The organism is Pelotomaculum sp. PtaB.Bin117 (genome assembly GCF_002067195.1).
GTDB classification, from domain to species: domain Bacteria; phylum Bacillota; class Desulfotomaculia; order Desulfotomaculales; family Pelotomaculaceae; genus Pelotomaculum_D; species Pelotomaculum_D terephthalicicum.
In genome coordinates this window covers 43,068-68,530 of sequence record NZ_MVQM01000168.1, presented here as the reverse complement: position 1 = coordinate 68,530, position 25,463 = coordinate 43,068, and the positions used below count along the sequence as shown (strand labels likewise).

At 45.6% G+C, this 25,463-nt stretch carries 22 protein-coding genes and 1 riboswitch; of the genes, 12 read left to right on the top strand and 10 right to left on the bottom strand.

Going from position 1 to position 25,463, the window contains the following annotated elements; translation table 11 throughout:
* The first annotated feature begins 68 nt into the window (after positions 1 to 68).
* The 5 genes from A4E54_RS13545 to A4E54_RS13525 all read left to right on the top strand — a co-directional run bounded on the left by A4E54_RS13545 (position 69) and on the right by A4E54_RS13525 (position 5,940).
* Positions 69 to 3,548 (top strand): DNA polymerase III subunit alpha, encoded by a 3,480-nt coding sequence (locus A4E54_RS13545; RefSeq protein ID WP_240084094.1) that lies wholly within the window; start codon positions 69 to 71, stop codon positions 3,546 to 3,548.
* Positions 3,549 to 3,669: 121 nt separating this feature from the next.
* Complete coding sequence (mtrB, locus tag A4E54_RS13540; protein ID WP_240084104.1) at positions 3,670 to 3,903, top strand: trp RNA-binding attenuation protein MtrB; 234 nt, start codon at positions 3,670 to 3,672, stop codon at positions 3,901 to 3,903.
* A gap of 122 nt (positions 3,904 to 4,025) precedes the next feature.
* Positions 4,026 to 4,217, top strand: coding sequence for a glutamate decarboxylase (locus tag A4E54_RS13535; RefSeq protein WP_240084095.1), 192 nt, complete (start codon positions 4,026 to 4,028; stop codon positions 4,215 to 4,217).
* A gap of 79 nt (positions 4,218 to 4,296) precedes the next feature.
* Positions 4,297 to 5,259, top strand: a complete 963-nt coding sequence (gene pfkA / locus A4E54_RS13530; protein WP_240084096.1) for a 6-phosphofructokinase — start codon at positions 4,297 to 4,299, stop codon at positions 5,257 to 5,259.
* A 90-nt stretch (positions 5,260 to 5,349) separates the two neighbouring features.
* On the top strand, positions 5,350 to 5,940 hold the full coding sequence (locus A4E54_RS13525; protein ID WP_286726410.1) for a DedA family protein: 591 nt from the start codon (positions 5,350 to 5,352) through the stop codon (positions 5,938 to 5,940).
* Here A4E54_RS13525 and A4E54_RS13520 read toward each other — a convergent pair.
* Together A4E54_RS13520 and A4E54_RS13515 are read right to left on the bottom strand one after the other, a co-directional pair.
* Positions 5,925 to 6,224, bottom strand: a complete 300-nt coding sequence (locus A4E54_RS13520; protein WP_240084098.1) for a hypothetical protein — start codon at positions 6,222 to 6,224, stop codon at positions 5,925 to 5,927. The two genes, A4E54_RS13525 and A4E54_RS13520, sit on opposite strands and share 16 nt — an antisense overlap.
* 199 nt (positions 6,225 to 6,423) lie before the next feature.
* The gene (locus tag A4E54_RS13515; protein ID WP_286726409.1) at positions 6,424 to 7,626 is read right to left on the bottom strand and encodes a cofactor-independent phosphoglycerate mutase; all 1,203 of its coding nucleotides are present in this window, start codon (positions 7,624 to 7,626) and stop codon (positions 6,424 to 6,426) included.
* A 123-nt stretch (positions 7,627 to 7,749) separates the two neighbouring features.
* Between A4E54_RS13515 and A4E54_RS13510 the strand changes: the two genes are divergently transcribed.
* Complete coding sequence (locus tag A4E54_RS13510; protein WP_286726407.1) at positions 7,750 to 8,931, top strand: M24 family metallopeptidase; 1,182 nt, start codon at positions 7,750 to 7,752, stop codon at positions 8,929 to 8,931.
* 30 nt (positions 8,932 to 8,961) lie between these two features.
* Here A4E54_RS13510 and A4E54_RS13505 read toward each other — a convergent pair whose 3' ends face one another.
* Both A4E54_RS13505 and A4E54_RS13500 read right to left on the bottom strand, forming a co-directional pair.
* The gene (locus A4E54_RS13505) at positions 8,962 to 9,159 is read right to left on the bottom strand and encodes a hypothetical protein (RefSeq protein ID WP_286726405.1); all 198 of its coding nucleotides are present in this window, start codon (positions 9,157 to 9,159) and stop codon (positions 8,962 to 8,964) included.
* A 210-nt stretch (positions 9,160 to 9,369) separates the two neighbouring features.
* Positions 9,370 to 10,329 (bottom strand): NAD(P)H-dependent flavin oxidoreductase, encoded by a 960-nt coding sequence (locus A4E54_RS13500; protein WP_240084105.1) that lies wholly within the window; start codon positions 10,327 to 10,329, stop codon positions 9,370 to 9,372.
* Positions 10,330 to 10,584: 255 nt separating this feature from the next.
* Between A4E54_RS13500 and A4E54_RS13495 the strand changes: the two genes are divergently transcribed.
* Positions 10,585 to 12,576, top strand: coding sequence for an FAD-dependent oxidoreductase (locus A4E54_RS13495; RefSeq protein ID WP_286726403.1), 1,992 nt, complete (start codon positions 10,585 to 10,587; stop codon positions 12,574 to 12,576).
* A 60-nt stretch (positions 12,577 to 12,636) separates the two neighbouring features.
* Here the strand turns inward: A4E54_RS13495 and A4E54_RS13490 are convergent, their stop codons facing one another.
* From A4E54_RS13490 to A4E54_RS13470, 5 genes are all read right to left on the bottom strand, one after another.
* Complete coding sequence (locus tag A4E54_RS13490; protein ID WP_240083782.1) at positions 12,637 to 13,212, bottom strand: hypothetical protein; 576 nt, start codon at positions 13,210 to 13,212, stop codon at positions 12,637 to 12,639.
* A 35-nt stretch (positions 13,213 to 13,247) separates the two neighbouring features.
* Positions 13,248 to 13,544 (bottom strand): ferritin family protein, encoded by a 297-nt coding sequence (locus tag A4E54_RS13485; RefSeq protein ID WP_240083728.1) that lies wholly within the window; start codon positions 13,542 to 13,544, stop codon positions 13,248 to 13,250.
* A 140-nt stretch (positions 13,545 to 13,684) separates the two neighbouring features.
* Positions 13,685 to 15,202 carry a purple acid phosphatase family protein gene (locus A4E54_RS13480; RefSeq protein WP_240083729.1) on the bottom strand — a complete coding sequence of 506 codons (1,518 nt, stop codon included), beginning with the start codon at positions 15,200 to 15,202 and terminating at the stop codon, positions 13,685 to 13,687.
* A 201-nt stretch (positions 15,203 to 15,403) separates the two neighbouring features.
* Positions 15,404 to 16,972, bottom strand: coding sequence for a sensor domain-containing diguanylate cyclase/phosphohydrolase (locus A4E54_RS13475; RefSeq protein WP_240083730.1), 1,569 nt, complete (start codon positions 16,970 to 16,972; stop codon positions 15,404 to 15,406).
* Positions 16,945 to 18,039, bottom strand: a complete 1,095-nt coding sequence (locus A4E54_RS13470; RefSeq protein WP_240083731.1) for an MEDS domain-containing protein — start codon at positions 18,037 to 18,039, stop codon at positions 16,945 to 16,947. Before A4E54_RS13470 ends, A4E54_RS13475 begins: the two co-directional genes overlap by 28 nt.
* Before the next feature lie 288 nt (positions 18,040 to 18,327).
* Between A4E54_RS13470 and A4E54_RS13465 the strand changes: the two genes are divergently transcribed.
* The gene (locus A4E54_RS13465; protein WP_240083732.1) at positions 18,328 to 19,539 is read left to right on the top strand and encodes a hypothetical protein; all 1,212 of its coding nucleotides are present in this window, start codon (positions 18,328 to 18,330) and stop codon (positions 19,537 to 19,539) included.
* 2 nt (positions 19,540 to 19,541) lie between these two features.
* Here the strand turns inward: A4E54_RS13465 and A4E54_RS13460 are convergent, their stop codons facing one another.
* Positions 19,542 to 20,450, bottom strand: coding sequence for an NAD(P)/FAD-dependent oxidoreductase (locus A4E54_RS13460; protein WP_240083733.1), 909 nt, complete (start codon positions 20,448 to 20,450; stop codon positions 19,542 to 19,544).
* 130 nt (positions 20,451 to 20,580) lie between these two features.
* A riboswitch (M-box (ykoK) riboswitch) is annotated at positions 20,581 to 20,749 on the top strand.
* 101 nt (positions 20,750 to 20,850) lie between these two features.
* Here A4E54_RS13460 and A4E54_RS13455 point away from each other — a divergent pair.
* The 4 genes from A4E54_RS13455 (at position 20,851) to A4E54_RS13440 (ending at position 25,332) form a co-directional block, all read left to right on the top strand.
* The gene (locus tag A4E54_RS13455) at positions 20,851 to 22,140 is read left to right on the top strand and encodes a magnesium transporter MgtE N-terminal domain-containing protein (RefSeq protein ID WP_286726399.1); all 1,290 of its coding nucleotides are present in this window, start codon (positions 20,851 to 20,853) and stop codon (positions 22,138 to 22,140) included.
* Positions 22,141 to 22,146: 6 nt separating this feature from the next.
* Complete coding sequence (locus tag A4E54_RS13450) at positions 22,147 to 23,394, top strand: NRAMP family divalent metal transporter (protein ID WP_240083735.1); 1,248 nt, start codon at positions 22,147 to 22,149, stop codon at positions 23,392 to 23,394.
* Between the two features lie 239 nt (positions 23,395 to 23,633).
* On the top strand, positions 23,634 to 25,013 hold the full coding sequence (locus tag A4E54_RS13445) for a TrkH family potassium uptake protein (RefSeq protein WP_502687944.1): 1,380 nt from the start codon (positions 23,634 to 23,636) through the stop codon (positions 25,011 to 25,013).
* A gap of 109 nt (positions 25,014 to 25,122) precedes the next feature.
* Positions 25,123 to 25,332: a sporulation peptidase YabG gene (locus A4E54_RS13440; RefSeq protein ID WP_240083736.1), complete on the top strand. Its 210-nt coding sequence runs from the start codon at positions 25,123 to 25,125 to the stop codon at positions 25,330 to 25,332.
* Positions 25,333 to 25,463 lie beyond the last annotated feature (131 nt).

Sequence of the window (25,463 nt, the reverse complement as noted above, 5' to 3'; positions counted from 1 at the left end):
TTGAATCCCAGATACTTGGGAAAGTAAATAAAAAAATTCGACTGTAAAGAAAGAGATGACGGTGAAATTTGTTTATCCATTTGCATCTTCATTCGGAATATAGTCTATTAGACGGTGCGGCCCGGATCAAGGGGGCTGTGGCGAAGGCCAAGGAGATGGGCATGCCCGCCCTGGCTATTACCGATCACGGGGTGATGTACGGGGTGATAGATTTTTACAAAGCGTGCCAGAAGGCTGAAATTAAGCCCATCCTGGGCTGCGAGGTCTATGTCGCGCCGCGTACCATGAACGACCGCACTCCGCGCGTTGATGACAGCTACAACCATTTAGTCCTTCTCGCTGAAAACCAAGAGGGCTATCATAACTTATTGAATCTAGTTTCCTTGGGTTTTACCAAAGGGTTTTATTATAAGCCGAGAGTGGACAAGGAATCACTGGCCCGCTACAGTAAGGGGCTCATCGCTTTGAGCGGTTGTATCGCCGGAGAGGTGGCCGCTAAAATCCTGGCCGGGGAGAATGAAAAGGCCAGGCAGGCGGCCGGTTATTACCGGGAAATCTTCGGCCCCCAAAATTTTTACCTGGAGCTTCAGGACCATGGGTTCGAAGAGCAGAGGACTGCCAACAAGGAACTGCTGCGTATCCACAAAGAAATGGATATCCCCCTGGTAGCTACCAACGATGTGCATTACATCAGGCGTGAAGACGCCGAGAGCCAGGATGTGCTGATGGCCATTCAAACCGGTAAAAGTATCGACGATCCCGGCCGGATGAAGTTCCAGTCGGAAGAGCTTTACCTAAAAAGCCCTGAAGAAATGAACCTTCTTTTTGGTGAAATTCCCCAGGCTTTGCGGAATACGCTGGAAATTGCCGGTCGCTGCAATATTGAGATGGATTTCGGCAAATATTTTTTGCCGCATTACGCGGTGCCTGAGGGGTACACTGCCGACACTTACCTGGAGGAGCTTTGTTACCGTGGCGTCCGCAGAATTTTCGGTGACATAAGCGAAGCAATTAAAAAGCGTCTGGAATTTGAGCTCGGTGTAATCAAACAGATGGGCTATTCGGCTTATTTCCTGATTGTTTGGGATTTTATCCATTTTGCCAGGCAAAAAGGGATCCCGGTCGGACCCGGCCGCGGCTCCGCCGCCGGCAGCCTGGTGGCGTACAGTCTGGGCATAACCAATATTGACCCGTTAAAATACGGGCTGCTTTTTGAGCGCTTTCTTAATCCTGAACGAGTATCCATGCCTGATATTGATATTGACTTTTGTTACGAGCGGCGGGGCGAGGTGATCAATTATGTGGTGCAGAAATACGGCGCTGATAGAGTAGCGCAGATTATTACTTTCGGCACTATGGCCGCGCGGATGGCAGTCAGAGATGTGGGACGGGCGTTAAGCATGCCCTATGGAGATGTGGATAGGGTGGCCAAATTGGTTCCTGCTGAACTGCATGTCACCATTGAAAAGGCGCTTAACGACGTATCTGAATTAAAAGAGCTGTATGATCAGAAACCGGAGGTAAAAAAGCTGATTGATATGGCCGCGGCTTTGGAGGGGATGCCGAGGCACGCGTCCACTCACGCGGCAGGCGTGGTGATCACCCAAGATCCGCTTACTCATTATCTCCCTTTGTACAAGACGTCCGACGGTCCGGTAACGACTCAGTTTGCCAAAGAAACGGTTGAAGAACTCGGCCTGTTAAAAATGGACCTGCTGGGGCTGAGGACCTTGACGGTAATTGGCGACGCGGTGCGCCTGATTTTTGAGAGCACCGGAATTAATATTGATGTTGATTTAATTCCGCTTGATGATCAGGCTACTTATGAAATGCTTTGCAAAGGTGAGGCAGTCGGCGTTTTCCAGCTTGAAAGCAGCGGCATGCGCGCCATACTTAGAGACTTGAAGCCGGAAGTGTTTGAGGATATTGTAGCGATTAACGCGTTATATCGTCCCGGCCCGCTGGGCAGCGGCATGGTGGACGATTTTATAAAAAACAAGCATGGCTTGACAAAAGTTAAATATCTTCACCCAAAACTTGTACCCATTCTTAAAGACACATACGGCGTGATTCTTTACCAGGAGCAGGTCATGCGCATAGCAAGCGATTTGGCCGGCTTTAGTCTTGGTGAGGCGGATCTTTTACGCCGGGCGATGGGTAAGAAAAAGCCGGAGATTATTGCCGGTCTGCGTTCCCAGTTTATTCAAGGAGCTGAGAACAACGATGTCGAAAAGAACATAGCAGGCCAGGTTTTCGACTTGATGGAATATTTCGCGGGGTATGGCTTTAATAAATCACACAGCGCGGCATACGCTCTGGTTACTTACCAAACCGCCTATTTGAAGGCTAATTATCCGGTTCAATACATGGCGGCATTGATCACCTCGGTGAAAGATAACACGGACAAGGTGGCGGCATATATTGAAGAATCCCGCCGGCTGGGGATTGAAGTGCTGCCCCCTGATGTTAATGAAAGCAGGGAGAGCTTTACACCCGTCGGAAAGAAGATACGTTTCGGGCTGGCAGCGCTAAAAAACGTTGGCCCGGGCGCAGTGGAGGCGATTATCCGGGACCGGGAACAGGAAGGACCTTTCAGCGGATACGCAAATTTCTGCCAGAGGTTAGATACAAAAGTTATTAACAAAAGGGTGCTTGAAAGCCTGATCAAATGCGGCGCCTTTGATTCTCTCGGCCACCGCCGGGCTCAGCTGATGGCGGCGGTGGACGCGGGGCTGGGCTTGGCGCAGCAGTCTCAACGCGACCGGGAAAACGGGCAGCTTTCCCTCTTGGATCTATTCGGCGACGGCACTAAAGATTCAGTTAGTATTGATCTTCCTGCGATACCGGAATTCCCAAAAGGCCAGCTGCTAATGCTGGAAAAGGAAACCCTGGGCCTTTATATCAGCGGCCACCCGTTATCACAATACCGCGAAGTACTAAACCGGCTGACTACGTCCACCGCGGCGGAAATAAACGATTTGCCTGATGATTGCCAGGTGGTTCTGGGAGGTATAATCGCGGGGCTTAAAAAAATAAATACCCGCAAAGGGGACACGATGGCTTTTTTAACCCTGGAGGATCTGACCGGAACGGTCGAGGTGCTGGTTTTCCCGCGGCCGTACAACTCAAACAAGCTGATTATTAAAGTGGACGAGGCGGTGTTGGTTAAAGGGAAGGTCAGCGGGAACGGAGAAGAAGTTAAAGTGATCTGTGAAGAGATCTCGACCGTTGACAGCCATCTGGCTGGTGAAGTGCATATAATAATTGACGGCGCCTCCTCCTCTTTGCTGGACCAGGTGCAGATGATTCTGAGTAATTATCAGGGAAAATCACCGGTGTTTTTTCATCTCGAAAGAGAAAAGAAAGTGTATAAAGCAGGGGAAGAATACTGGGTTGACTTATCGAAGCCGGTTGTGAATAAACTGGTGGATTTGCTGGGTCAGTCCGGTGTTGAAGTCAGAAGAATAATTGACGGTCTTGAATTGACGGATAATGAACAAGCGACGGCGAGAAAAAAAGGAAAATTCCCCAGTCTGCTTGAATTATAATGTCATACCGCACCAGTAGATGCAAGAGGAGGATTTTATTGCTTTTTAAGCATACTTGCCAAGCTTAAAGACGTATGCTATGATTGCTTTGCAAATAAAGGAAACTCAGGGAGTGGTTATTTTGCAGGATGCGTGGGATGCTGTTACCGGTGAATATGTCGTAATTAAAGCCCTTGATAACGGGGTAACGATTATCGGTTTGACCAGGGGTAGGGATACCAAATTTCATCATTCGGAAAAACTTGACGAGGGTGAAATTATGATCGCGCAGTTTACCGAGCATACTTCAGCAATAAAAATTAGAGGCCGGGTGGAATTGCTGACCAGGCATGGACGAATCCGCTCGGGTGATTAAATGAGCGAGTTATATCCAGGGTGTAGACTCTGGGTATACTTTTTTAAAGAAAAAGAGGAATACTGACCGGCTGAGTAGAAAAAACTAACCATACGACGGCCAAAATGTGAGGAGGCTTTAATGTGTGGACAGTGGTATACATCGCTCCCAATAAGAGAGAAGCTGACAAGTTAGAGAAGCGTTTAACGGTAGAGGGTTTTTTAGTAAAGCTGAGGGCTATAGGACCGCAGCAAGCCGGCAATACTTGTTCAATAGAAATCCTTGTGCCCGAATCTGAAGTTGATGAGGCGTTGGAGATTATTAACTCCATTTAAATATAAATTTAAATATAAATTGTGTTATGTAGTTATGTGCTATCCGTAATATATTCATTTATGTGGAGGTATAGTCCGAATGCAGAGAATCGCCTTGTTGACAAGCGGTGGTGATGCTCCGGGAATGAATGCCTGCATCAGGGCGGTGGTACGCAAAGCTGTTTACCATGGCCTCGAAGTTATTGGAATAAAGCGTGGTTTTAACGGTTTTATTGATGCCGATATGGAGCCGATGAATCTCGGTTCGGTAGCCGACATCGTGCAAAGAGGCGGAACGATTTTACGTACAGCCCGCTCTGACCAGTTTTTTACTCCGGAAGGCCGGACTAAAGCATATAACAATATTAAGCGCTTTGGCATTCAAGGACTAATAGTTATTGGAGGCGACGGGTCTTTCCGGGGCGCCGGGTCTTTTCATCTGGAGCACAGCTTGCCGGTCGTCGGTGTTCCCGCGACGATTGACAACGATATTCCCGGCACAGAGCAGGCTATCGGGTTTGATACCGCGGTAAATACTGCCATTGAGGCGATAAACAAGATCAGGGACACCGCTACTTCCCACGAACGTGCCTTCATAGTTGAAGTAATGGGACGCCAGAGCGGTTTTATTGCCCTTGCGGCGGGATTGGCCGGAGGCGCCGAATCAATTTTGATTCCGGAGTTGCCTTTTAGTTACGATGAAATTTGTGAAAAACTCATGCGCGGATTTCGCAGGGGGAAATTGCATAGCATTATCGTTGTGGCTGAAGGTGCTTCCGGTGGTTTGGATGTCGGGCGAAAAATAAAAGAACGTACAGGAATAGATACAAAAGTAACCATTTTAGGGCATCTTCAGCGGGGCGGCTCGCCGTCCGCCGCGGATAGAATACTGGCCAGCAGGCTTGGAGCAAAGGCGGTGGAACTGTTGATGAACGGAGCGACCAAAATGATGGTTGGTGTAAGCAAAGGGGAAATTGACGCCGTTAATCTGGATGATGCCTTGATCCAAACCAGAACAATTGATGTGGAAATGTATCACTTAGCCAATATTTTGTCTCTTTGAAATGCTCGATAGCCGGTTTAATCGTCAGTTTGCGAAAGAAAGTCCTTTTTCCGGGCATCCTAAGTATGTGTTGGAGGAGGGATATTTTTGTTGGATTTGATTTTTAATTATCTGTCCGCGCTTGGTTTGGGAGGTTTGCTGGCCGGAGTCATAATTGAAGCTATGGGCATACCTTTTCCTGGAGGTATAATGGTTGTTCTGGCAGGTTTCATGGTCAACCAGGGCCGTATGAATTTTCTTAGCGCTCTGTTAACGCTGCTGTCTGGTTATACTGCCGGTTCATTAACGGCTTATTTGATCGGCAGAAAGCTAGGACAGCCTTTTTTTATGCGCGGCGGCCGGTTTCTTCGGATTTCTCCTGAAAAATTTGAACAAGCCCGGGGCTGGTTGGACCGTTCCGCGCCTGCGTTTATTATTTTTGGCAGGTTCCTGCCTGGACTAAGCAACCTTACTCCTTATATGGCGGGTATCAGTCGAATTAATATAGGGTATTTTCTCTTCTATAATTCGCTCTTTGCGCTCGGCTGGGGATTCTTATATTTAATGCTCGGCATGTTTTTTGGACATAATTATCAAACTATTGCCGGATATTTGAATAATAAGCTAACCCTAATTGGCCTTGTAATATTGGGTTTATATTTACTTTATCCATTCATTAAAAAAAACTACAGACGTATATAAAGAGCATTTTCGTTTTCATCAAAAGTTGTGCAGTACTTGCCTTTACATTGAATTTTAAAATGCTTTAAAAAACCTCTGGCGCCTATTTTGTTTTTGTTGACAGTTAACCCCTTGTCATTAACAGTAGGTTTTATTCTGATGGTTTTTGTTAACTGATCATATGCCAACTCGACATGACTCATATTCAGCTTTGAAGCAAGCTTTTTGTTTAGTGTCAAGTGATTTTTTGAAATAGATATAGTTAAATCTTGCTCAGTCTTAGGTTTATATACTTCATAAGTCATTAATTCCAACTCCACTCCTACTTAATCTATACTTTCCATTTTATACTAGATCTTATTGCCAGTCAAATAATTGTATTGTTTTTATATTTTGTTTAAATGCAATTTTATATTTCAATATTATGATATTCTCTCTAATCTCCATAATATATATCTTCCCCATTTAGTACTATGCTGTCGTCACGCATCCCCAAGGCGCTGTTTAACCGCGGATAAAATAATCCATAAGCTCGGGTCCTGTGGCCAAAAATAAGTCACTTTTTATCGCGGCTTCTTCATTGTAGGCTGTGATTTTGCTGTTAGTATTAACTCCATTTGCATATATCACAAAGGGGACCGGATTGCTGGAATGAGTGCGTATGCTTATCGGAGTATGGTGGTCGGGCAGGAGCATAATTTTATAATCTTTAAATTGGTTAAGCCCTTTTAACAACTCGGCCAGCATCTTATCCACTTCTTCAATGGCTTTGACCTTATTTGCCAGTTCCCCCCGGTGTCCGGCTTCGTCGGGCGCTTCAACATGAATATAAACAAAATCTTTTCCTTCCCTCAATTCTTCCAAAGCTGCCATGACCTTGCCCCGGAAGTTGGTATGAATGTCGCCGGTGGCACCTTCTACTTCGACCGCTTCCAGACCGGCGCAAATACCAATTCCTTTAATCACATCAACGGCGGAAATCACTGATCCGGTGAGTCTGTATTTATCGGTAAATTTAGGCAATGCCGGCTTTTTTCCTTGCCCCCATAACCAAATAGATGTAGCGGGCCGGAGGCCTTTCCTTATTCTTTTTAAATTAACCGGATGGACCGGCAAAAACTTGTTGCTCTCTTTCATCAAGCAGATTAATGTTTCATATCCTTCGCCTTTGGGAAGGTATTCCGCGATAAGCCGGCCTGATATGTCGTGTGGAGCCGTAAGGTCACTCCGCTCAGGTCCGCCTCTCCAGACTAAAAGATGTCTGTAACTGACGCCGGGGTAAAAGTGAATAATGTCGTTGCTCAGGCGTTGCTCTGTTTCTTCCATCAGCTCTTTTGCTTCCGGTGTGGAGATCTCGGTGCCATAATCTATCATTACTTTTTCTTCATATTTAACATTATCGGATAAAGTAACCAGATTACAGCGAAAAGCCACATCGTTTTCACCCAGGTTGACACCCATGCTGACGGCTTCCAGCGGCGAGCGTCCGGTGTAGTATTGCCGGGGGTCGTAACCCATTACGGAAAGGTTGGCGACATCACTGCCGGGCGGCAGTCCCTCCGGGATCGTTCTGGCCGTACCGATCACACCGTTGGCTGCCAGGTAATCCATATTTGGCGTGACGGCAGCTTGCAGAGGTGTCATTCCGCCCAGTTCGCTTATCTGTTCATCAGCCATGCCATCGCCTAACAAAATAATATATTTCATGGTAATCTCCTTAAAACAGCGGTATAATTAGTTGTGGTGAAAATATTCTCCAGATATCGGGTAAATCCTTTAATTGATCATGATATATCTGCGGAATATGTTGTGAGGAGGGGGTACTTGTTTTTGCTGTATACACCAAAATATGAGCTTGACCGGCGTATTAAGAACTTCCAGGATATTTTAAAGCGGCAGGGTATTGACGGAGCAATGATCATCCAAAATGTTGATGTTTTTTATTTTGCCGGTACGATGCAGCGTGCACACCTTTTTATTCCGGCTGACGGTCAACCGGTTCTGATGGTAAAACGAAGTTTTATACGAGCCAAAGAAGAATCGGCATTGGAGAACATTGTCCACCTTGACAGCCCTAAAGAAATGACAGCGGTGTTAAAATCCTGCGGGTATGGCCCGTTTGACACTATAGGCTTTGAACTGGACGTGCTGCCTGTCGCTCAATACGAGCGCTATCGCAAGCTATTTAAAGAAACGAAAATCATAGATGTGAGTCCTTATATTCGTTCTTTACGTATGGTCAAATCACCGTACGAATTGGAAATAATCAATGAATCCGCGGCGCTGAATCAGGAAATATATGAATTTATCAGGGAAAATATGCGGGAAGGTATTACTGAGCTGGAGCTGGCAGGGAATGTTGAAGCGGCTTGCCGGAAAAGGGGACATATTGGTATGCACAGGTTGCGGGGGTTTAACCAGGAACTTGGCTACGGCCATTTGATGTCAGGCTCGAACCTTGCCGTATCAAGTTACTTCGACGGGCCAACCGGCGGCATGGGGCCGGATCCTTCCTTTCCTCAAAGCGCCGGTTATAAGCTAATTGGTAAAAACGAACCTGTGCTGGTGGATTACGGGTTTGTTCATAACGGATATATTGTTGACCAAACCAGGATATTCTGTATTGGAAAACTGTCCGACCACTTAATTCACGCCTATGCAGCCGCACGGAAAATCCAGGAGAGCATAAAGATTTCGGCTAAGCCGGGGGTGACCTGCGCGGAGCTATATGGTTTGGCGCTGGAAACAGCGGAAGCAAGCGGTTATGGCGAACATTTCATGGGTTATCCCGAACGGGTATCGTTTATTGGCCACGGTGTGGGCTTAGAACTGGATGAACTGCCTGTGATAGCGGCAGGAGTTAAAACTGTGCTGGAAGAAGGAATGGTGTTGGCCGTCGAACCTAAATTTGTTTTCCAAGACGGGGCGGTGGGAATTGAAAATACTTTTGTAGTGACTGCGGACGGGCTAAAAACCTTAACCATATTTGATGAGGATATAATTTACATCTGACAAAAATAAAGCAGCTGCTGGCGGCACCGGTTAATGCAGCTTACAAACGCAAATTTTTGCAAACGGACAGTTAATCGCCGCCTTGGTGCAATTGTCAATCTCACCGGTACAATATATAAAATCATATTCCGGCGTGATGTTGTCACTGTGAATACTCGGGTTGAACTTTAACAGACCAATCACTTCCTGCTTTGTGTGGGGACAGTAAACCTGTACAGTTTCCCGCAAAGTATTTCACTCCTTTACGCACGATGGGTTTATTGTCAGAAACAAATTTATCGTTTGTAAACGTGAAGTATTCTTTTTGCCTGCTGATGTATTTATATTATGTATGCCTGCTAAAGTAAATAGTTCCATCATACATTTTTTATAGGACTATTGTCCCGTTAGGTAAAATAGTATAAGAAAGAGGCGGGAAGAATGATATCTCCCGCCTCTCTAAACAAGAATGTCAGGTTCCTGTTCGTATTCATTGATGAGTTTATTAAAAATCGTCTGCACTGGTAAAATGTTTTTTATTTGATAAACATTTTTTCCGACAAAGACTACTCCATCATCAACTTGACCGATGCGGGAGTTCTCCAGGGCTTGTACTATACAATATTCCTGTGAGCAATTTTTTAGACAACCATCGCATGCATGCGGCTCCGGCGCGTTGCCTTTGAGAATCTTGTCCGCAAAAGCGTTGCGCAAGGCCCGACCGGGCATACCTACGGGGCTGGATATGATTACCACGTCTTCTGCCGTGGCTTTTAGATACATTTGCTTGAAAGCCTCAGCTACCGCGCATTCAACACTGAGGACAAAGCGGGTGGCCATTTGAACTCCACTGGCTCCCATTCTAATCACTTTGGCGATACCTTTACCGTCCACAATGCCGCCTGCGGCGATTACAGGTATCTTGACTGCGGAAACGATTTCGGGGAGTATTTCATCAATTGAACGGGTTGTACCAAGATGTCCTCCCGCTTCGGCACCTTCAGCAACAACCGCCGCCGCGCCTTGTTTTTCCGCGATTCTGGCCAGTTTTGGGGAAGACACGATCGGGACGACCGGGACGCCCGATTCTTGGCTCCAGCGGAAAATATCCCGTGAATATCCCGCTCCGGTTAAGATTAGGTCAATTTTTTCTTCAATTGCTGATTGTACCAGCGCCGCAAACTGGCGAACGGCGAACATAATATTGACACCAATAATTCCCTTGGTGTTTTTTCGGGCTGTTCTTATTTCGTTTTTTAATTCATTTATAGACATGGCGGAAGCACCAATTACCCCAATTCCACCGGCATTAGCCACCGCGGCGGCAAGTGGGGCGGTTGATACCCGCAAAGCCATACCTCCTTGTATAATTGGATACTTTGGCATCAAATGACCGATTTTTAATTCCGGAAATTTCATTAACATATATTCTCCCTCATAGCAATATTTACCTATATTATTTCAGCCAATCAGTAAATTTATATCACCCTTTAGCTTATTAACTTATTCTTGCCCCTTTTACTCATATTCGGTGTAACAAGAAATAATCCTGTATACCAAAATTAAATAATATTTTATCACAAAAAAAACTTTTGCAAAACTTTTGTTGATAAGGATATAATTTTTTTGTATTATTTTTTCTATTATATATATCCGGAGGTTTTACTGCAATTTATGGAACTATTGCCGCCCTGTACCAATGCCTGTCCCGTACACACGGATGTCCGCGGCTACCTGGCCGCCATATCAAAGCGTGACTACACGGAAGCCTACAACTTGATTAAGGCGAACAATCCTTTTCCGTCAGTTTGCGCCTGGATTTGCTCACACCCCTGCGAGGGAGCCTGCCGCCGGGCACAGGTCGACGTACCTGTCGCCATTCGCAGCCTAAAGCGCTTTGTTGTGGAAGCAGTGGGTGCGCGGACGGAAGAGAGCAGGGCAACCGGATATACCGGCAAAAAGGTTGCCGTAATAGGCTCAGGGCCATCCGGTTTAACCGCGGCATTTGACTTGGCGCGTCAAGGGCATCAGGTTGCTGTTTACGACCGTTCCAGGGAGCCGGGCGGACATTTCATGGCCTCGCTGCCGACGTTCCGCCTGCCGCGGGAGGTACTGAGACGTGATGTCGGACTGATTCTGTCCGCCGGGGTTGAATTTATTCCGGAAACCGAAGTGGGTAGGGATATCAGTATTGATGAATTGAGAAACGAATATAACGCGGTTATTATTTGTACCGGTCTATGGGGTGGCCGGGGCCTGGCCATGCCGGGTTTTGACCATCCCGGCATATTATCTGCGCTGCCTTTTTTGAAGTCGGCAAATCAGGGAGAGCGCCCACGGGTTGGGAAAGAGGTCGTTGTGATCGGCGGAGGAAATGTGGCGATTGACGTGGCCCGCGCCGCGTTGCGCTTGGGGGCGCTAAGAGTTAAAGTCATTTCAGTTGAGAAACGGGAGCAAATGCCGGCGTCAGCCTGGGAGATTGCCGAGGCGCTGGATGAGGGGGTGATTTTGGAGCCTGGTTACGGCCCGGTGGAGGTCCTGCTGTCTAGCGGAGGTATTATTACCGGTGTCAAAGTGCAGAAGGTGAAAGCTGTTTTTGACCGGGAAGGAAAATTCAACCCGACTTATGAACCTAATGTTTATCAGATTGTTCCGGGAGATACGGTAATCCTTTCCATCGGTCAGACGCCGGAGACATCTTTTCTTGAAGGAAGCGGCCTGAAAACCGATGCGCTGGGTTACTTGCCGACAGATGAAAATTCTCTTGCAACCGGTGCCTCCGGCGTTTTTGCTTGCGGTGAAATAGTCACGGGGGCGGGACTGGCAATAGCCGCAGTGGCGTCAGGTCACCGGGCGGCAGGTATTGTCGGCCGCTACTTGCGTGGTGAAAAAGCGCTCCCGGTTGGTGGAGAATTTAAACTGCTTGGGGCGCTGCCTGAAGAAGTAGCCAAAAAAGTGCCGCTTAAAGAACGTCAGGGAATGCCTTCTCTATCGCCTCGACAACGTTCTCTGAGCTTTTTGCCTTATGAAATGGGTTTAAGTGAAGACGCGGCCCTTCGTGAAGCGGGACGTTGTATGAAATGCGGGTTGGGAGCAAGGGTGGAGCCGGAAAAATGCGCCGCTTGCTTAACCTGTCAGCGAGTTTGTCCTTATGGTGTTCCTGTTGTTGAAGAACACGCCAGGATTTCCGTGGAAGGCTGCCTGGCCTGCGGCGTCTGTGCGGCCGCCTGTCCGGCGGGCGCTATCACGCTGGAAGCTCTGGATGAGATTACCGTAAACATATCAAACGAAAGTTACCTGGTTATATTCGCCTGCCGGGAGGTCTGCACGAGCATCACCCGGAAAAAGTTAAAAAATATATCCGCATTATATGAATCGCGGCTGGTAGAAATACCTACCGCCGGAGCCCTGCGCCTGGAATGGATTCTGGAAGCTTTTGAGAAGGGTGCCGCCGGTGTGGCGGTCGCGGCCTGTGGACCGGGTCAATGTCGGCACCCCGGCGGGAGCGCCTCATGCAAAGGCGTATTAGAGCGCGCCAGAACGCTGATGGCCCAATTGGGGATTCCCTCAGAGCGGCTTTACTACTGCCAGCAAGATGAGGGAGAGGACCTGATTCCTCTGCTTGAAAATTATTATCACAGGTTGAAGATTATCGATACAAATTAGATGAACTCACCACAGTTTTGAGAGAATAAGCCGGGTGTTGGTAACCCGGCCGGCAATGAATTATTTTTTTTCATCTTTTGGGGGCTCATCTTTTTTGGCTTCTTCTGAATAAAACCCTTGGCCGCAGCCACAGTCACCGTCACCCGTGCCTGGGGGCATAATAGGGTTGGGATTCCAAGCCGGCATAGGGAAGCCGCCGGTTAGTCCGCCGGTTAATCCACCGGTTGGCATACCTGGACCGGGAGTGCCTGGACAAGGAGTGCAGCCGGGGGCTGGGCACCATCCGGATGTCGGGGCCATGCCGGGCGGCATGCCTGGAGGGCAGCCGGGAGTTGGGCACCATCCGGATGTCGGGGCCATGCCTGGAGGGCAACCGGGAGTTGGACACCATCCGGATGTCGGAGCCATGCCGGGTTGCATCCCTGGGCAAGTCTCTCCTCCGGTTACCTGGACTCCCCGGTATGCGGCATCAACTGTGTTCCAAAACTTTGCTTCCCCTGCCTCTTCCATGATCATGCCTAAAATTATATGCCGGGTAAATTCGTCCGGAGCCATACATCCCAGCATAGCCAGGTGTTTTATTTGCTGGAGTTCGATCTGAATCACTTCATGAACCAATGTGCGAAGAGCATCCATTTTTATTACCTCCTGTAAAAAATGTTTAGTAAATACTATTTTTTTTCTTCTTGCTCACCGGCGGAATAAGGCATGGTGCCAACAGGTGACGCGGCGGGCATTACCCCGAAACATTGGGACAGCAAGGAAAGTTTTTCCGTCATGCGTTGTTCTTTGCAGGCCATGTATAAGATTATTCTGCGGAGTTCTTCTGAAGGTACGGCTTGTGCAATCCGGGAATAGAGAGCGACTTCCTGTTGTTCACCTTTTGCCAGCATCCCCAGGATGTTTTGCGGGTTGGGATAACAGTCTCCTGTCATGCCGCCCATTACGTCTTCTTGCTTAGCGCTCATATTGATATCCTGCCTTTCTAAGGTTGATTGTTGTTATATTATATGAAAGCGGCTCCATGTGGTTACATTTACCATGTCTGGAATGTGAAATAATTTTATATTTTGTTGAGGCACCCAATATCGTCGTATGTTTTAAAATGTTATCTGACACGCAGCTTGGTTTGCTGAGGCACATCGTAATTGCCTTCTTTGCTGATCGTGGCGTTTATGTTAAAACGTGAAAACTTGTCCCGGTATGATTGGACAGCCGATAAATGTAAATCGTGATGACCTAAGACAACTTTTAAGTTATTGATGTTATCAGAACAAGTAAGACTGGCGCCATCAACGGACTGGACCCGTTGATAAAATTCAACAGCTCTCTGATGCTCTAATGTTACTGACAATTCAAACCGCGCCGGGCGAAATAACCGGCCGTTAGAATAAGAAAAGCACCGATCACCTATCCCGCCGAGACCGTACCAGGTGAAAATGGCATTACCACCGTTTTTGAGAATAAACCTTCCCCGGGACATTTCCGATAAATCCAGCCTGCTCACTTTGTATGAGTTGTAGACAAAACCATTTTCAAAAACTTGAACTACGGCATAAGCGCAAGGGAACTGCACAGTCGCCGGCACTTCCACGTAAGGGAGATTGCCGGTCATGAACCGGTTGGCGGTAACCTTGTTCCGGTGTATATGTCCGCAAAAAACACCTTGCACACAGGAAAATGGCCTGATGGTTTTTTTTAACTCAATATGGTTTTTGACGCCGAACCATAAGTCCGGACCGTTGCATGGATGGTGAAGAAACAGGTAAGAGGGCTTGCCCTCATTTTGCAATATGTTTTTAGTCCATTGCAGCTGATTTTGGTCTATATATCCCCAATTATTGTTTTCTCTGCAGGAGTCAACCAAAATAAACTGGTAATCACGAAATACATAGTTCGCGCAAGTTTTTTCCCGATTGGACACATAGTCAAGAAAACCCTGTTCGCCTATACCTGAATCTTTGGTATATTTGTCATGATTGCCGATGCATAACAGGTGGGGGGTGTCTCCGAAGCAGGGCAGGATTTGATTGCGTAGTTCCAAATATTGCTGCTTGTTGGCGGAATCAGTAAGGTCGCCTGTGAGTACCGCCAGATCAATGTTCCGTCTTTTGCTGTCCTGAATGCACTGGACTAATAAACTGCTTGAGTATTCAACGAGCTTGCCAAAGTAAATTTCATTGATGTCCTGCGCGGGGTTTGTGGAAGCAATGTGCGTGTCGCTAAAAATGGCGTAACTGAAAAGGTGCCTCCCTTCCGGTTTAGGTAGAGTGGTGAACGAGTTAAGGGGGCCTTGCGCTTCTTTGCATTCCACCCGGTACCAATAACGCGCGGAGGATTTTAAGCCATGTATTTCCACCCAGTGATATTGTGTATTTTGGTTGACTGTGTACTTAGTTAACCGTTCGGGAGTGTCCCCAAAACATATTGTGGTGTCGGCTAATCGTTTTGGTGTTGCCCAGGTGATCATGGCGTGGTCATAACCAACAGTACATAACTCTTCGTTGCAAATCGCCGGATAGCTTGTTATAGCCAACGGATAGTAATCAATTTGGCTGTCTGTTTTAAAATTCCAGGGTAAGTTATTGATACACCGTATAGCTGTTTTTTTTGAAACAGTACTCATTTGTGAATTTCTCCATAAATTTATTATTGCTAGTATATGCTTATTTATTGCGACTTGTAACATTTAGCATCAGCGGCGTTGAGTATCTAAAGCGGGTGGCTAAAATTGTTATTTAGACGAGGACAAGTGCCCATGTTTTGGATACCTCGGTATAGAGCAACTGTAGCCCCAAGGAGTATAGTAAAATTATACGGGACCAGACTAAGCGTTGAGTCTTTGTTTTTTCAGTAAGTATATGAATTTTTCTACCAATTGTGGATCAAATTGTTTCCCTGCACACCTTCTTAACTCTTTTATGGCTGCTGTTTGGGTTAAGGCCTTGCGGTATGGACGGTCGCTGGTTATGGCGTCATAAGCGTCAACAATTGCCAGGATACGGCATTCCAACGGTATTTCCTCACCCTTCAGTCCAAGGGGGTATCCCTCGCCGTTCCACCATTCGTGATGTTTAAGGACCCAGTCGGCAATAGGAACAAGATCCGGCGCGAGTATGGCGATACGGTGGCCAATTACGCAATGCTGCCTCATTTCAGCAGTTTCTTCAGCGTTTAGAGGACCGGGTTTAAATAAAATGCTGTCCGGTACTCCAATCTTGCCAATATCATGGAATTGCGCCAGAAGACGCAAATCGGTTAAACTGCGTTCCGGCAGATCGATGGCTGAAGCCAGATTAACGATCAGGATTTGTAACCGGTCCGCATGTTCTTCTGTCATAAAATCCCTTACTTGAAGCATTTTCATCAAGGTTTGCACTACGGCGCTGCGTGTGCTTTGAGCCTGGTGGAGTTTTTCCCGGTACATCTTATTGTCCGCTTCTTTAAAAAGCTCGTTGATGCTTATAGATTGATCGCTTCTTGCGGCAAACCCGACGGAAATACTGAGCGGCAGTTCATGGTTTGTCGCGTTGTGTCTGGCGATGGCGTCTTTTATTCTTTTACAGGCTTCTGCGAGAGTGCTTTCTTTAGTGTCTGGAATAATCGCGGCGAATTCGTCGCCGCCGATTCTTGCCACCACATCGCTTTCACGAAAAGAACTTCTTATGATATTGGCGACTGTCAGCAGTAGAGCGTCCCCGGCTTCATGCCCAAGTGTATCGTTGACAAGTTTGAGCCCGTCCACATCACAAACAATTATACCCGCCGTGTTGCCGCGCCCTCCTCCAACCCGCCGCATTTCCTCCTCAAAATAAGCGCGATTATGCAGGCCGGTGAGGGAGTCATGCAGGCTTATATGTTTCAGGCGTTCCTCAAGCTGCTTTTGTTCAGTTATGTCCCGAATAGTCTCAATCGCTCCGACAACTTGCTTTTCTTTGTCAAAAAGAGGTGAAACAATTCCCCAAATATAGGCGCCTTTTCCTCCGTGCAGATCAGGCAAATATGACTGCCCGTGCAATGTGATGCCTTTCTTTTCAAAGTAATCGTAAAAAGAAGAGGGATCAGCTTCAGCGTTGAAGGCAAAATCAACCAAACCTGGGCGGGGTATCCCGTAAAAAGGTAGGGAGTACATATAATCTCCTTTGCCCAGCATTTGTTCTTTTGGCATACCAGTCATTTCTTCAATAGCCCGGTTCCAGGCAATAATCTTCTTATCCGGGCCGATTACAAAAGTGGCATCGGGCAGGAATTCAATAATATCCTGCAGCCGCTGGTTTGCTAAAGCCAGGGCGGCCTCTTTCTTTTGTAATTTGTCATACTGTTGCCTGAGTTCTTCTTCGGTGGCAATTAATTCTTCATTGATGGCAATTAATTGTCCAAAACCGCCACCAAACAACCGGCAGTATCAACAACTGCTGAGATGAAATCACGTTCCCTTTTTAAATCCCGCTCAGCCTGCTTTCTCTTTGTGATGTCCGTGAGCATGCCCAATGAGCCAATAAAGCGACTGTCCTTGTCAAAAAAAGGGGTGGCCGACACTATCGCCCAAAATGGTGAGTTGTCTTCGCGGCGGTATTCAAATTCGTATTGTTCCCAAATTCCCAGTTTGCGGCGTTTCATGATGTTTTTAGCATGGGACCAGTGCTCTTTGTCTATATAATCAAAATAAGATCGCCCGTTCATTTCTTTAACAGTAGAACCAAACATTAAAGCCAGTTTTTCATTGGCGAAGGTTGTCCGATTGTCGGCATTCAATATCCAGATGCCATCATTGGCGGTTTCGACTATCCGGCGGTACTGCTCCTCCATGTCATACTTGTTTTCCGAGTTGTTTAACCAGTGCTCAACTTCGTATGCACTACTTTTTTGGTTTAGAAAATCATTTGGAGGCAAATAGTAAAAGTTATGGTGAATATGGGTACCACGCACCAGCATCGGGTGAGTGATGATCACTTCTTTTATGATTTCCGGGCCGGTTTCTTTACGGTTATACTGGCAAAGGGAAACACATGGATATTCCGGAAAGAAATAATTCAACTTGGCCTCATATTCCATTAGCTTACGCGCATCTGTTTCACTCTGGAGAAACCGGGTCATTTCTCCGGTTATACGTATGATATTATAACCATCAGCTATTGCTTCAGTTGTTTCTTTCTTTAATAATGCAATCATTTGGTCAGGATCAAATACGCCGTTTTCCAATTGAAGTTCATTTAATGTTAAAATAAGAAGTTGCCCGGATGATTCAGCAGCAGCTACGTTGACGCCTTCTTCATTTAAGTAGCCGCGTACTTGGTCAGCCGTGCTTGCATTCGCGATATAAATGCATTTGTCACCCTGCTCAAAACCAAGGACAATAAAAGGGATGACAATATCATACCATTCTTCCGGCGTGTCATAGATCAAGCAAAGATGACTGTGAGGCTTAATCATTTGCAGAGTATCCTTTTGTTGGTGAAGCAACCTATTTTCCTCCCAGTGCTGTCATATATTTTTTGTGAATTATTTGTTTTTCGGCAAAATTATGAATTTACCTGCAAAACGTGTCTTTTGATGTCGAAAAATATTGTAAAATAGTAATTAAATTATGACTATTATTAGGTGATATAAACTTTTATAATTAGATTACCAGCAGTTTGGTATGCCCGTCCGCATATCAGCCGCATTGTATGTCCAAGGGTTATTGATAAAACATATGTTCTTAAAGAGCAAATGTTTCTTAATTAAAATATATATGGAGGTGTAACTTTATTGAACAAGACAGAAATATTAAATAACATAACTAATTACTATATAAATTCTCACGATTTTAATGGGATTCCTTATATGGAGATCAAAAATAAATATAAAAATTATGATGAGAATGATTTTAAAGCAATAATAATTGATTTAATAAAAGAAAAATTAATAACATTAAACTATACAATAAATCCTCATGTTAAACAATATAGTGATTTTCCTATTACACAACAAATTGAAGTATTAAAGAACAATTCCGTAAAACAAATTTATTTTTATCCAACTGAAGAACATTTAGAAAGTACCTTGGATGAAAATAAGTACAGTGATAAACCGTTCATTAATATGTTGTATTTTGGCAAACCTCAATTAGAACCATTATTCTTCGATATGAGAATTCTGGCGGAATATTCCAATGATTCTTACCATATCAATGTTATATCTGATTATTCTGGTGCCATAGCTTATAATTATAAAGATATGTGCGAGAAGGACAAGATTCTGCTGCCGGCATTTGAGCTTGGATTTGTTAATAAAAGTAGAGAAAGGGTGGTTGCAGCTTCCTTAAGACATCTTAAAGATCTTTCTGTAGAACATCAAAATAAATGGATGTCTTATTTGATCGTTGATGATGAGTGTCAAACTTTTTGCGGTGATTATCATAATTCCATCTTCGGCGAATGGGTTGAAAACGCATCAATATATGAAGCTTTTATAGAGCAATTATTTCATATAAACCAAATGTCTTTGAGTATATTTGATAAAAAATTATTCAAAGAAGATTTCAAAAAAAACAGACCTGATGGTTTCAGGCCGCTTTTTGTTCCAAATGAGAATAATTATAATAATTTTATTAATGTATTGGATGATATGATGTCTGGAAACATCAATATAACTTTCTTTGAAGAGTCTCAAGATTCTTTTAATAACCCGGCAGCGCATCTCTTTAATGAATGGCTGCGGAAGAAAGTCATATTGCAGGATGATGAGGATTATAATGTTATTATTAACCCATTTCTTAGAATCAGCAATATTAAACAAAATTTAGCGCATCATATTGGTAATAATAATTACGATAAGAAATATATTAATGAACAGAATTCTTTATTGAAGGAAGCATATGAATCAATAAAGGCAGTTAGAACGTTGTTTGCCGGTCACCCGGCAGTTAGAGGTTATAGCGTACCGGATTGGTTAAATAAAGATGACTTGATCTTAATTTAATCTCAATTTTCAAGTATGTATTTAAATGTGCCGAGCGCTGCTTTTGCTCCTTCCCCCGCCGCGACGATTACTTGTTTCTCAGGCGCGGATGTGGCATCTCCCGCCGCGAAAATCCCCGGCACGGAAGTATTGCAGCTGCAGTCAATGACAATTTCGCCATTGTCATTTAAATTGATAAATCCCCTTAAAAAGTCGGTCATAGGCACGGTGCCGATTTCAATAAAGACACCTTGCACCTCCAGGGTCGATTCCCTGAAAGGCTCTTTGACAGACTTGAGGACAATATTTTTTACGGTTTGCTCACCGTCAATTCTAATTGTTTGATATCCGGTCATTTTAGTAAGATTCGGGGCGTCTTTAATCTTATCGTTTAGCACGGGATCACTGCTCCAGTCGTCCGGGGAAATCACGTATATGTGCTCAGCTATTTTCATTAAGTCATATGCCGCTGTAATTGCAGAATTGCCTCCGCCGATTACCGCTACTTTCATGTTCGCAAACAAGGGGGCGTCACAGATGGAGCAGTAACTTATTCCTTTGCCGGCAAACTCTTTTTCCCCCGGCACATTCAACCACCGGGGTTGCTTGCCGGTGGCCATGATCAATGTTCTGGCGGAGTATTGCCGTCCGCTTTTTGTGGCAAGAATAAAATTGCTGTTTTGTTTCCCGGCCGAAATAACTTCATCCAGTATTTTTTCAACCGGATACTTCTCAACCTGCTCCTCAAATTTTTTCATCAATTCTTGACCGGTGACAAGCTGAAACCCCATATAGTTCTCCACCATACCGGTCCTTGCCGCCTGACCTCCCCATTCCTTGCCGATGAGCAGGGTTTTTAGTTTTTTGCGTGCCGCGTATACAGCGGCTGTCATCCCGGCGGGACCCATGCCAACTATTGCGACATCGTACAAGAATAAAACCCCCTTTTATTATTAACTTTTGCTCAGTTGCCGGGGATTATTCATCAAACAACGATGGTGGATGGAATTGTCCTTCGTTTGACAGGGACTTGTTTTTTCTATAATATATAAACTGAAATAAAAATTTCCTCGTTAGGTGAGGCTTCTACATAGACCATATGCCGCTGCCCGGAAAAGTCGAAAGACTGTAACGGGTCAACAGGTATTACCGGCTTAAGGTTTTATCTAATGTGGCTGAGATCATTTCTCTAGCTATGTACGTGCCAAAGCTCGAACGAGAGGGGAAAGGGATTTACTGGGAACGACCCTTTTGATACCTTTCTCCAGGGTTGTTTTTATTTTTGTAACCATGAAGGGAAAATACTGTCCGGAAGCTGGGAGGTGCCTTTAAATGAATGAAGTCAAAACACAAGGAGAGTTTTTTATCAGCACCTTCCTTGGTAAAAAGATTTATGACGCCGGCGGTAAAAAGATAGGGACGGTCAGGGACCTGGCGGTGCTTTGGGACGGAATATATCCGAGAGTGACCGGGATAAAATATGCCAAAGGAAGCTTAAAAATCATTAATATTTCTGAGATAAATACATTTCATAATAAAGGGCTTTTTTTAAAAAACAATTCCGATGTGATGAATAATGCGGAAATTCAGGAAAATGAACTCTTTGTAAAAAAGTGGCTTCTTGATAAACAGATCGTGGATATCAAAGGGTCAAAGCTTGTTAGGGTTAATGACATCCAGCTTTCCTGGTTAAAGCGGAACGATGTCTATGAAGTGATGCTGAGCGCGGTAGATGTTGGCGTGCGCGGTTTACTCAGGAGGGTTATCGGTTACGACCCCAAGACAGAGCGGCTGCCTGTAAGTCTGGTTGGCTGGCAGTACTTGGAGCCGCTCCAGACACGCACGGAAAATATAAAGCTTTCCGAGACCACCGATAAGTTCAGTAAACTGCACCCCGCCGATATCGCCGAGATTATTGAAGAACTTGATCACTATGAAAGACCTCATTTTATCAATAAACTGGATGATCAGACCGCTGCCGAGGCGTTGGGCGAGGTGGACCTTGATACCCAGGTCAATATCATTGAACGTATGGATAGTGAGCGTGCTTCCCGCATCATCGAGGAAATGGCCCCTGACGAGGCCGCCGATTTGCTCGGCGAGCTAACGCAGGAGAAGTCGGATGAACTGCTGAACTTGATGGAGCCTGAAGAAGCGGAAGACGTGCGGGAATTGATGGAGTACCCTGAGGATACGGCCGGTGCGCTAATGACCACCGAGTTTATCGCCATAAGCCTAAACATGACCGCGCAGGAAGCTATTGATGAAATTCGCGAGACGGCCCATGCGGCGGAAATGATTTATTACCTTTATGTTCTGGATGAAGATGAAACACTATTGGGAGTGTTGTCCTTACGTGAATTAATTATGGCTCAACCGAATACTCCAATGCGGGAAATAATGCAGGATCGAATCATCACTGTTTTATCCGGCGACGAACACAGGGATGTGCTTGACACCATCGTAAAGTATGACTTGATCGCTGTGCCGGTGGTGGATGACAAAAATCACATGCTCGGAATAATCACGGTGGATGACGTATTAAACACTATTGTGCCTGATCGCAAAAACCTGGAGAGCTTTTCCTATTACATGATGCGCAAAGCCTTCAGCAGGAGGTGAGCGTGAATGAAAAAGCCGTCCTTTTTAAAGAAAATAATATTTTTCCTTTCTATTTTAGGGCCGGGAGTGATCACGGCCAATGTTGACAATGACGCCGGGGGTATTACTACTTACTCCGTGGCGGGAGCTACATTCGGCTATCAAATGCTGTGGGTTTTTCTGCCCATGATTCTGGCGCTGTTTGTCGTGCAGGAAATGGGCGTGCGGATGGGGGCTGTAACAGGCAAAGGCCTGGCAGACCTGATTCGCGAAAAATACGGAGTGCGTCTGATATTATTCGCCATGCTCGGTTTGGTTCTTTCCAGCCTGGGCAATACCATTGCTGAATTTGCCGGTGTGGCTGCGAGCCTGGAAATATTCCAGATAAATAGATATATATCAGTGCCGGTTTCCGCATTGGTTGTCTGGTGGCTGGTGGTTAAAGGAACATACCAAAGAGTAGAAAAAATATTCCTAATTGCCTCAGCTATATATTTTTCCTATATAATTTCAGGTATTTTGGCTGAACCGCCGTGGGGCACTGTCGCAAGAGAAACGGTAACCCCTCATTTTACATTTGACAGCGCGTATCTGGCCATGTTAATCGGTCTGGTCGGCACTACCATCGCGCCGTGGATGCAGTTTTACATTCAGTCTGCCGTTGTGGAAAAGGGGATAACAGTTAAAGAGTATAAACTTTCACGTCTTGATGTCATCGTCGGGGTAATTATGGTCAACGTAGTGGCCATTTTTATTGTGGTTGCCTGCGCGGCGACACTGCATAAAAACGGTGTCGCTATTGAAACAGCCAAGGACGCGGCCAGCGCCCTGATGCCCTTCGCCGGCCGCTGGGCTTCCGAGTTGTTTGCTTTCGGCTTGTTTAACGCTTCCTTGTTCGCGGCGTCAATTTTACCTCTTTCCACCGCTTTTCTTATTTGTGAAGCCCTTGGTTTTGAAGCGGGTGTGGATAAGACGTGGGAAGACGCGCCGGTGTTTTACTGGCTGTATACTTTTCTGGTGGTCGCGGGTGCCGGGATTATTCTTATTCCGAATATTCCCCTGATCCCAATAATGATTTGGTCCCAAGTTATCAACGGCGTGCTATTGCCGCTGGTATTGGTGTTTATGTTAAATTTGGTAAATGACCGTGACTTGATGGGTGAGTATGTAAATTCCCGTGTGTTTAATCTGATCGCTTGGGTGACTACAGTAATAATGATTATTTTAACAACGCTCCTGGTTATTTCATCGATATTGCCGGGTTTGTTCCGGTAAGAGCCTGTTGATTGACAGAAAGGTACCAGGGCTGAAGATAACGGCGGGTGATAGATTTGGGAATAATAAATTATGAAAGGAGTAATAGAACCAATATTTTATATAAAGATTATATAAATATTGGCTATGAATACTTGTTTTCTAATATTGTATCACTATAATATAAGCAGTGCAGAATACTATAAAAAACCCAGGTGCCATTTTTAGCATGCTGGGATTTTATTTTGGAGGAAAAAATAGTGTTTAAAAGTTCGGTGAATGGTTCCTCCATATCTTACGGAGAACAACAAAAGAGGTTGACCTTGCGGGCAACCCCGTCTCAGGTTCTGGTAGTGGGTTTTGCATCGCTTATTCTGACCGGAGCTGTTTTGCTTACAATGCCGGCGGCGGTGCGGCCTGGTCAAGAAATTAGCTTTTTAACCTCCCTCTTTACGGCTACGTCCGCTGTCTGTGTCACCGGGCTGGTGGTCGTTGATACCGGCACTCACTGGACCACTTTTGGTCAGGTGGTCATTCTGGCTTTAATCCAGGTAGGCGGTTTGGGATTTATGACAATGGCCACATTCTTCGCCATGTTGATGGGCCGCCGGATTGGCCTCAGGCAAAGGCTGATTATCCAGGAGTCGTTGAATCAGACCAATATAGCCGGTATAGTGAGATTAGCCAAATACGCGCTCCTTTTTACTTCTACCACCGAGTTTGTCTTCGCTATTCTGCTGGCCATCCGCTGGTCGACTGACCTGGGGTGGCGAAAGGGGCTCTGGTTCGGTTTATTTCACTCTATTTCGTCTTTTAACAATGCTGGTTTCGATCTGTTCGGCGGTTTTAAGAGCCTGACCGGTTATACTGGAGATATCACGGTAAATCTATGCATTACAACTTTGATCATCTTAGGCGGTATCGGTTTTAGTGTCATAGTCGACGTTTTGCGGCACAACAAAGATTTTAGACGTTTGTCCCTGCATACGAAGATGACTTTATCGGTTACCGGGCTTTTATTAGTAACAGGAACACTGATAATATACTTTCTGGAAATGGATAATACTTTAAAAACGCTAAGTCCGGCTGGCAAGGCTTTAGCCGCTTATTTCCAGGCGGTTACGCCCCGGACGGCGGGATACAACACCCTTGATATGGGTGCGTTGCGTTCAGCCACGCAGTTTTTTATCGTAATTCTGATGTTTATCGGTGCCTCGCCGGGTTCCACCGGAGGGGGCGTGAAAACCACCACCATAGGAGCCCTGGCCATTGCTGTCTGGTCAATGGCTAAAGGAAAGGAAAACGCTGAAGTATTTCAACGGCGGATTGGACCGGAGCAGATTTACAAGTCGGTTGCCATTATTCTGCTGGCCACTATCCTGGTTGCGTCAGTTTCTTTACTGTTGTCTATAACTGAGAATGCGGATTTTCTGGCAGTATTGTTCGAGGCCACTTCAGCTTTCGGCACGGTTGGACTGTCTATGGGGCTTACTCCTGAGCTTACCTCAGCCGGACGTATTATTATCATGCTGACTATGTTTTTAGGCAGGGTGGGCCTCCTGACTGTAATTTTTGCCTTGGCCAATAAACAGCGTAGCACTCCCCTGCGTTACCCTGAGGAAAAGATTATGGTCGGTTAGGCGTGGCAGTTGAAACACAACTCCTTTTCTCACTGCATATGCTATTAGAAAAAACATCATTATTGTTCAGCTTTTTTGTTTTTCGCCGATTTCACAGGGGGTATCGCAGATGAGGATCGGGGATATAGTAACCAGGAAAATATACGGTGAGGACATGCAGTTTTGTATTATCGGGTTTTATACGAATCAGACTACAGGGGAGAGGGTGGCTATTCTTGCCATCCTGGACCCCAGTTTAATTGTGGAGGCTTCAGTACAAGATCTGGCTCCAATTTCCGCCCGTCATTTATTTGCTCTGACAGCGCCTTTTGTACACTAAAATGCCGGGGACAGCATTGTTGTAAAGCGGAAATAGATATTTAAATCCATGTGTGCTGTAAATTCTTAGTTTCGTTAAAAGGGATATTATAACTGACATTGAATTATACTACATGAACAAGTAAAACAAGA

Bases quoted from the DNA above. Each gene is read 5' to 3' on its own strand.
- pfkA (WP_240084096.1), top strand. From the start codon at position 4,297: ATGCAGAGAATCGCCTTGTTGACAAGCGGTGGTGATGCTCCGGGAATG.
- A4E54_RS13520 (WP_240084098.1), bottom strand. From the start codon at position 6,224: ATGACTTATGAAGTATATAAACCTAAGACTGAGCAAGATTTAACTATA.
- A4E54_RS13515 (WP_286726409.1), bottom strand. From the start codon at position 7,626: ATGAAATATATTATTTTGTTAGGCGATGGCATGGCTGATGAACAGATA.
- A4E54_RS13500 (WP_240084105.1), bottom strand. From the start codon at position 10,329: ATGAAATTTCCGGAATTAAAAATCGGTCATTTGATGCCAAAGTATCCA.
- A4E54_RS13495 (WP_286726403.1), top strand. From the start codon at position 10,585: ATGGAACTATTGCCGCCCTGTACCAATGCCTGTCCCGTACACACGGAT.
- A4E54_RS13490 (WP_240083782.1), bottom strand. From the start codon at position 13,212: ATGGATGCTCTTCGCACATTGGTTCATGAAGTGATTCAGATCGAACTC.
- A4E54_RS13485 (WP_240083728.1), bottom strand. From the start codon at position 13,544: ATGAGCGCTAAGCAAGAAGACGTAATGGGCGGCATGACAGGAGACTGT.
- A4E54_RS13480 (WP_240083729.1), bottom strand. From the start codon at position 15,202: ATGAGTACTGTTTCAAAAAAAACAGCTATACGGTGTATCAATAACTTA.
- A4E54_RS13455 (WP_286726399.1), top strand. From the start codon at position 20,851: ATGAATGAAGTCAAAACACAAGGAGAGTTTTTTATCAGCACCTTCCTT.
- A4E54_RS13450 (WP_240083735.1), top strand. From the start codon at position 22,147: ATGAAAAAGCCGTCCTTTTTAAAGAAAATAATATTTTTCCTTTCTATT.
- A4E54_RS13440 (WP_240083736.1), top strand. From the start codon at position 25,123: ATGAGGATCGGGGATATAGTAACCAGGAAAATATACGGTGAGGACATG.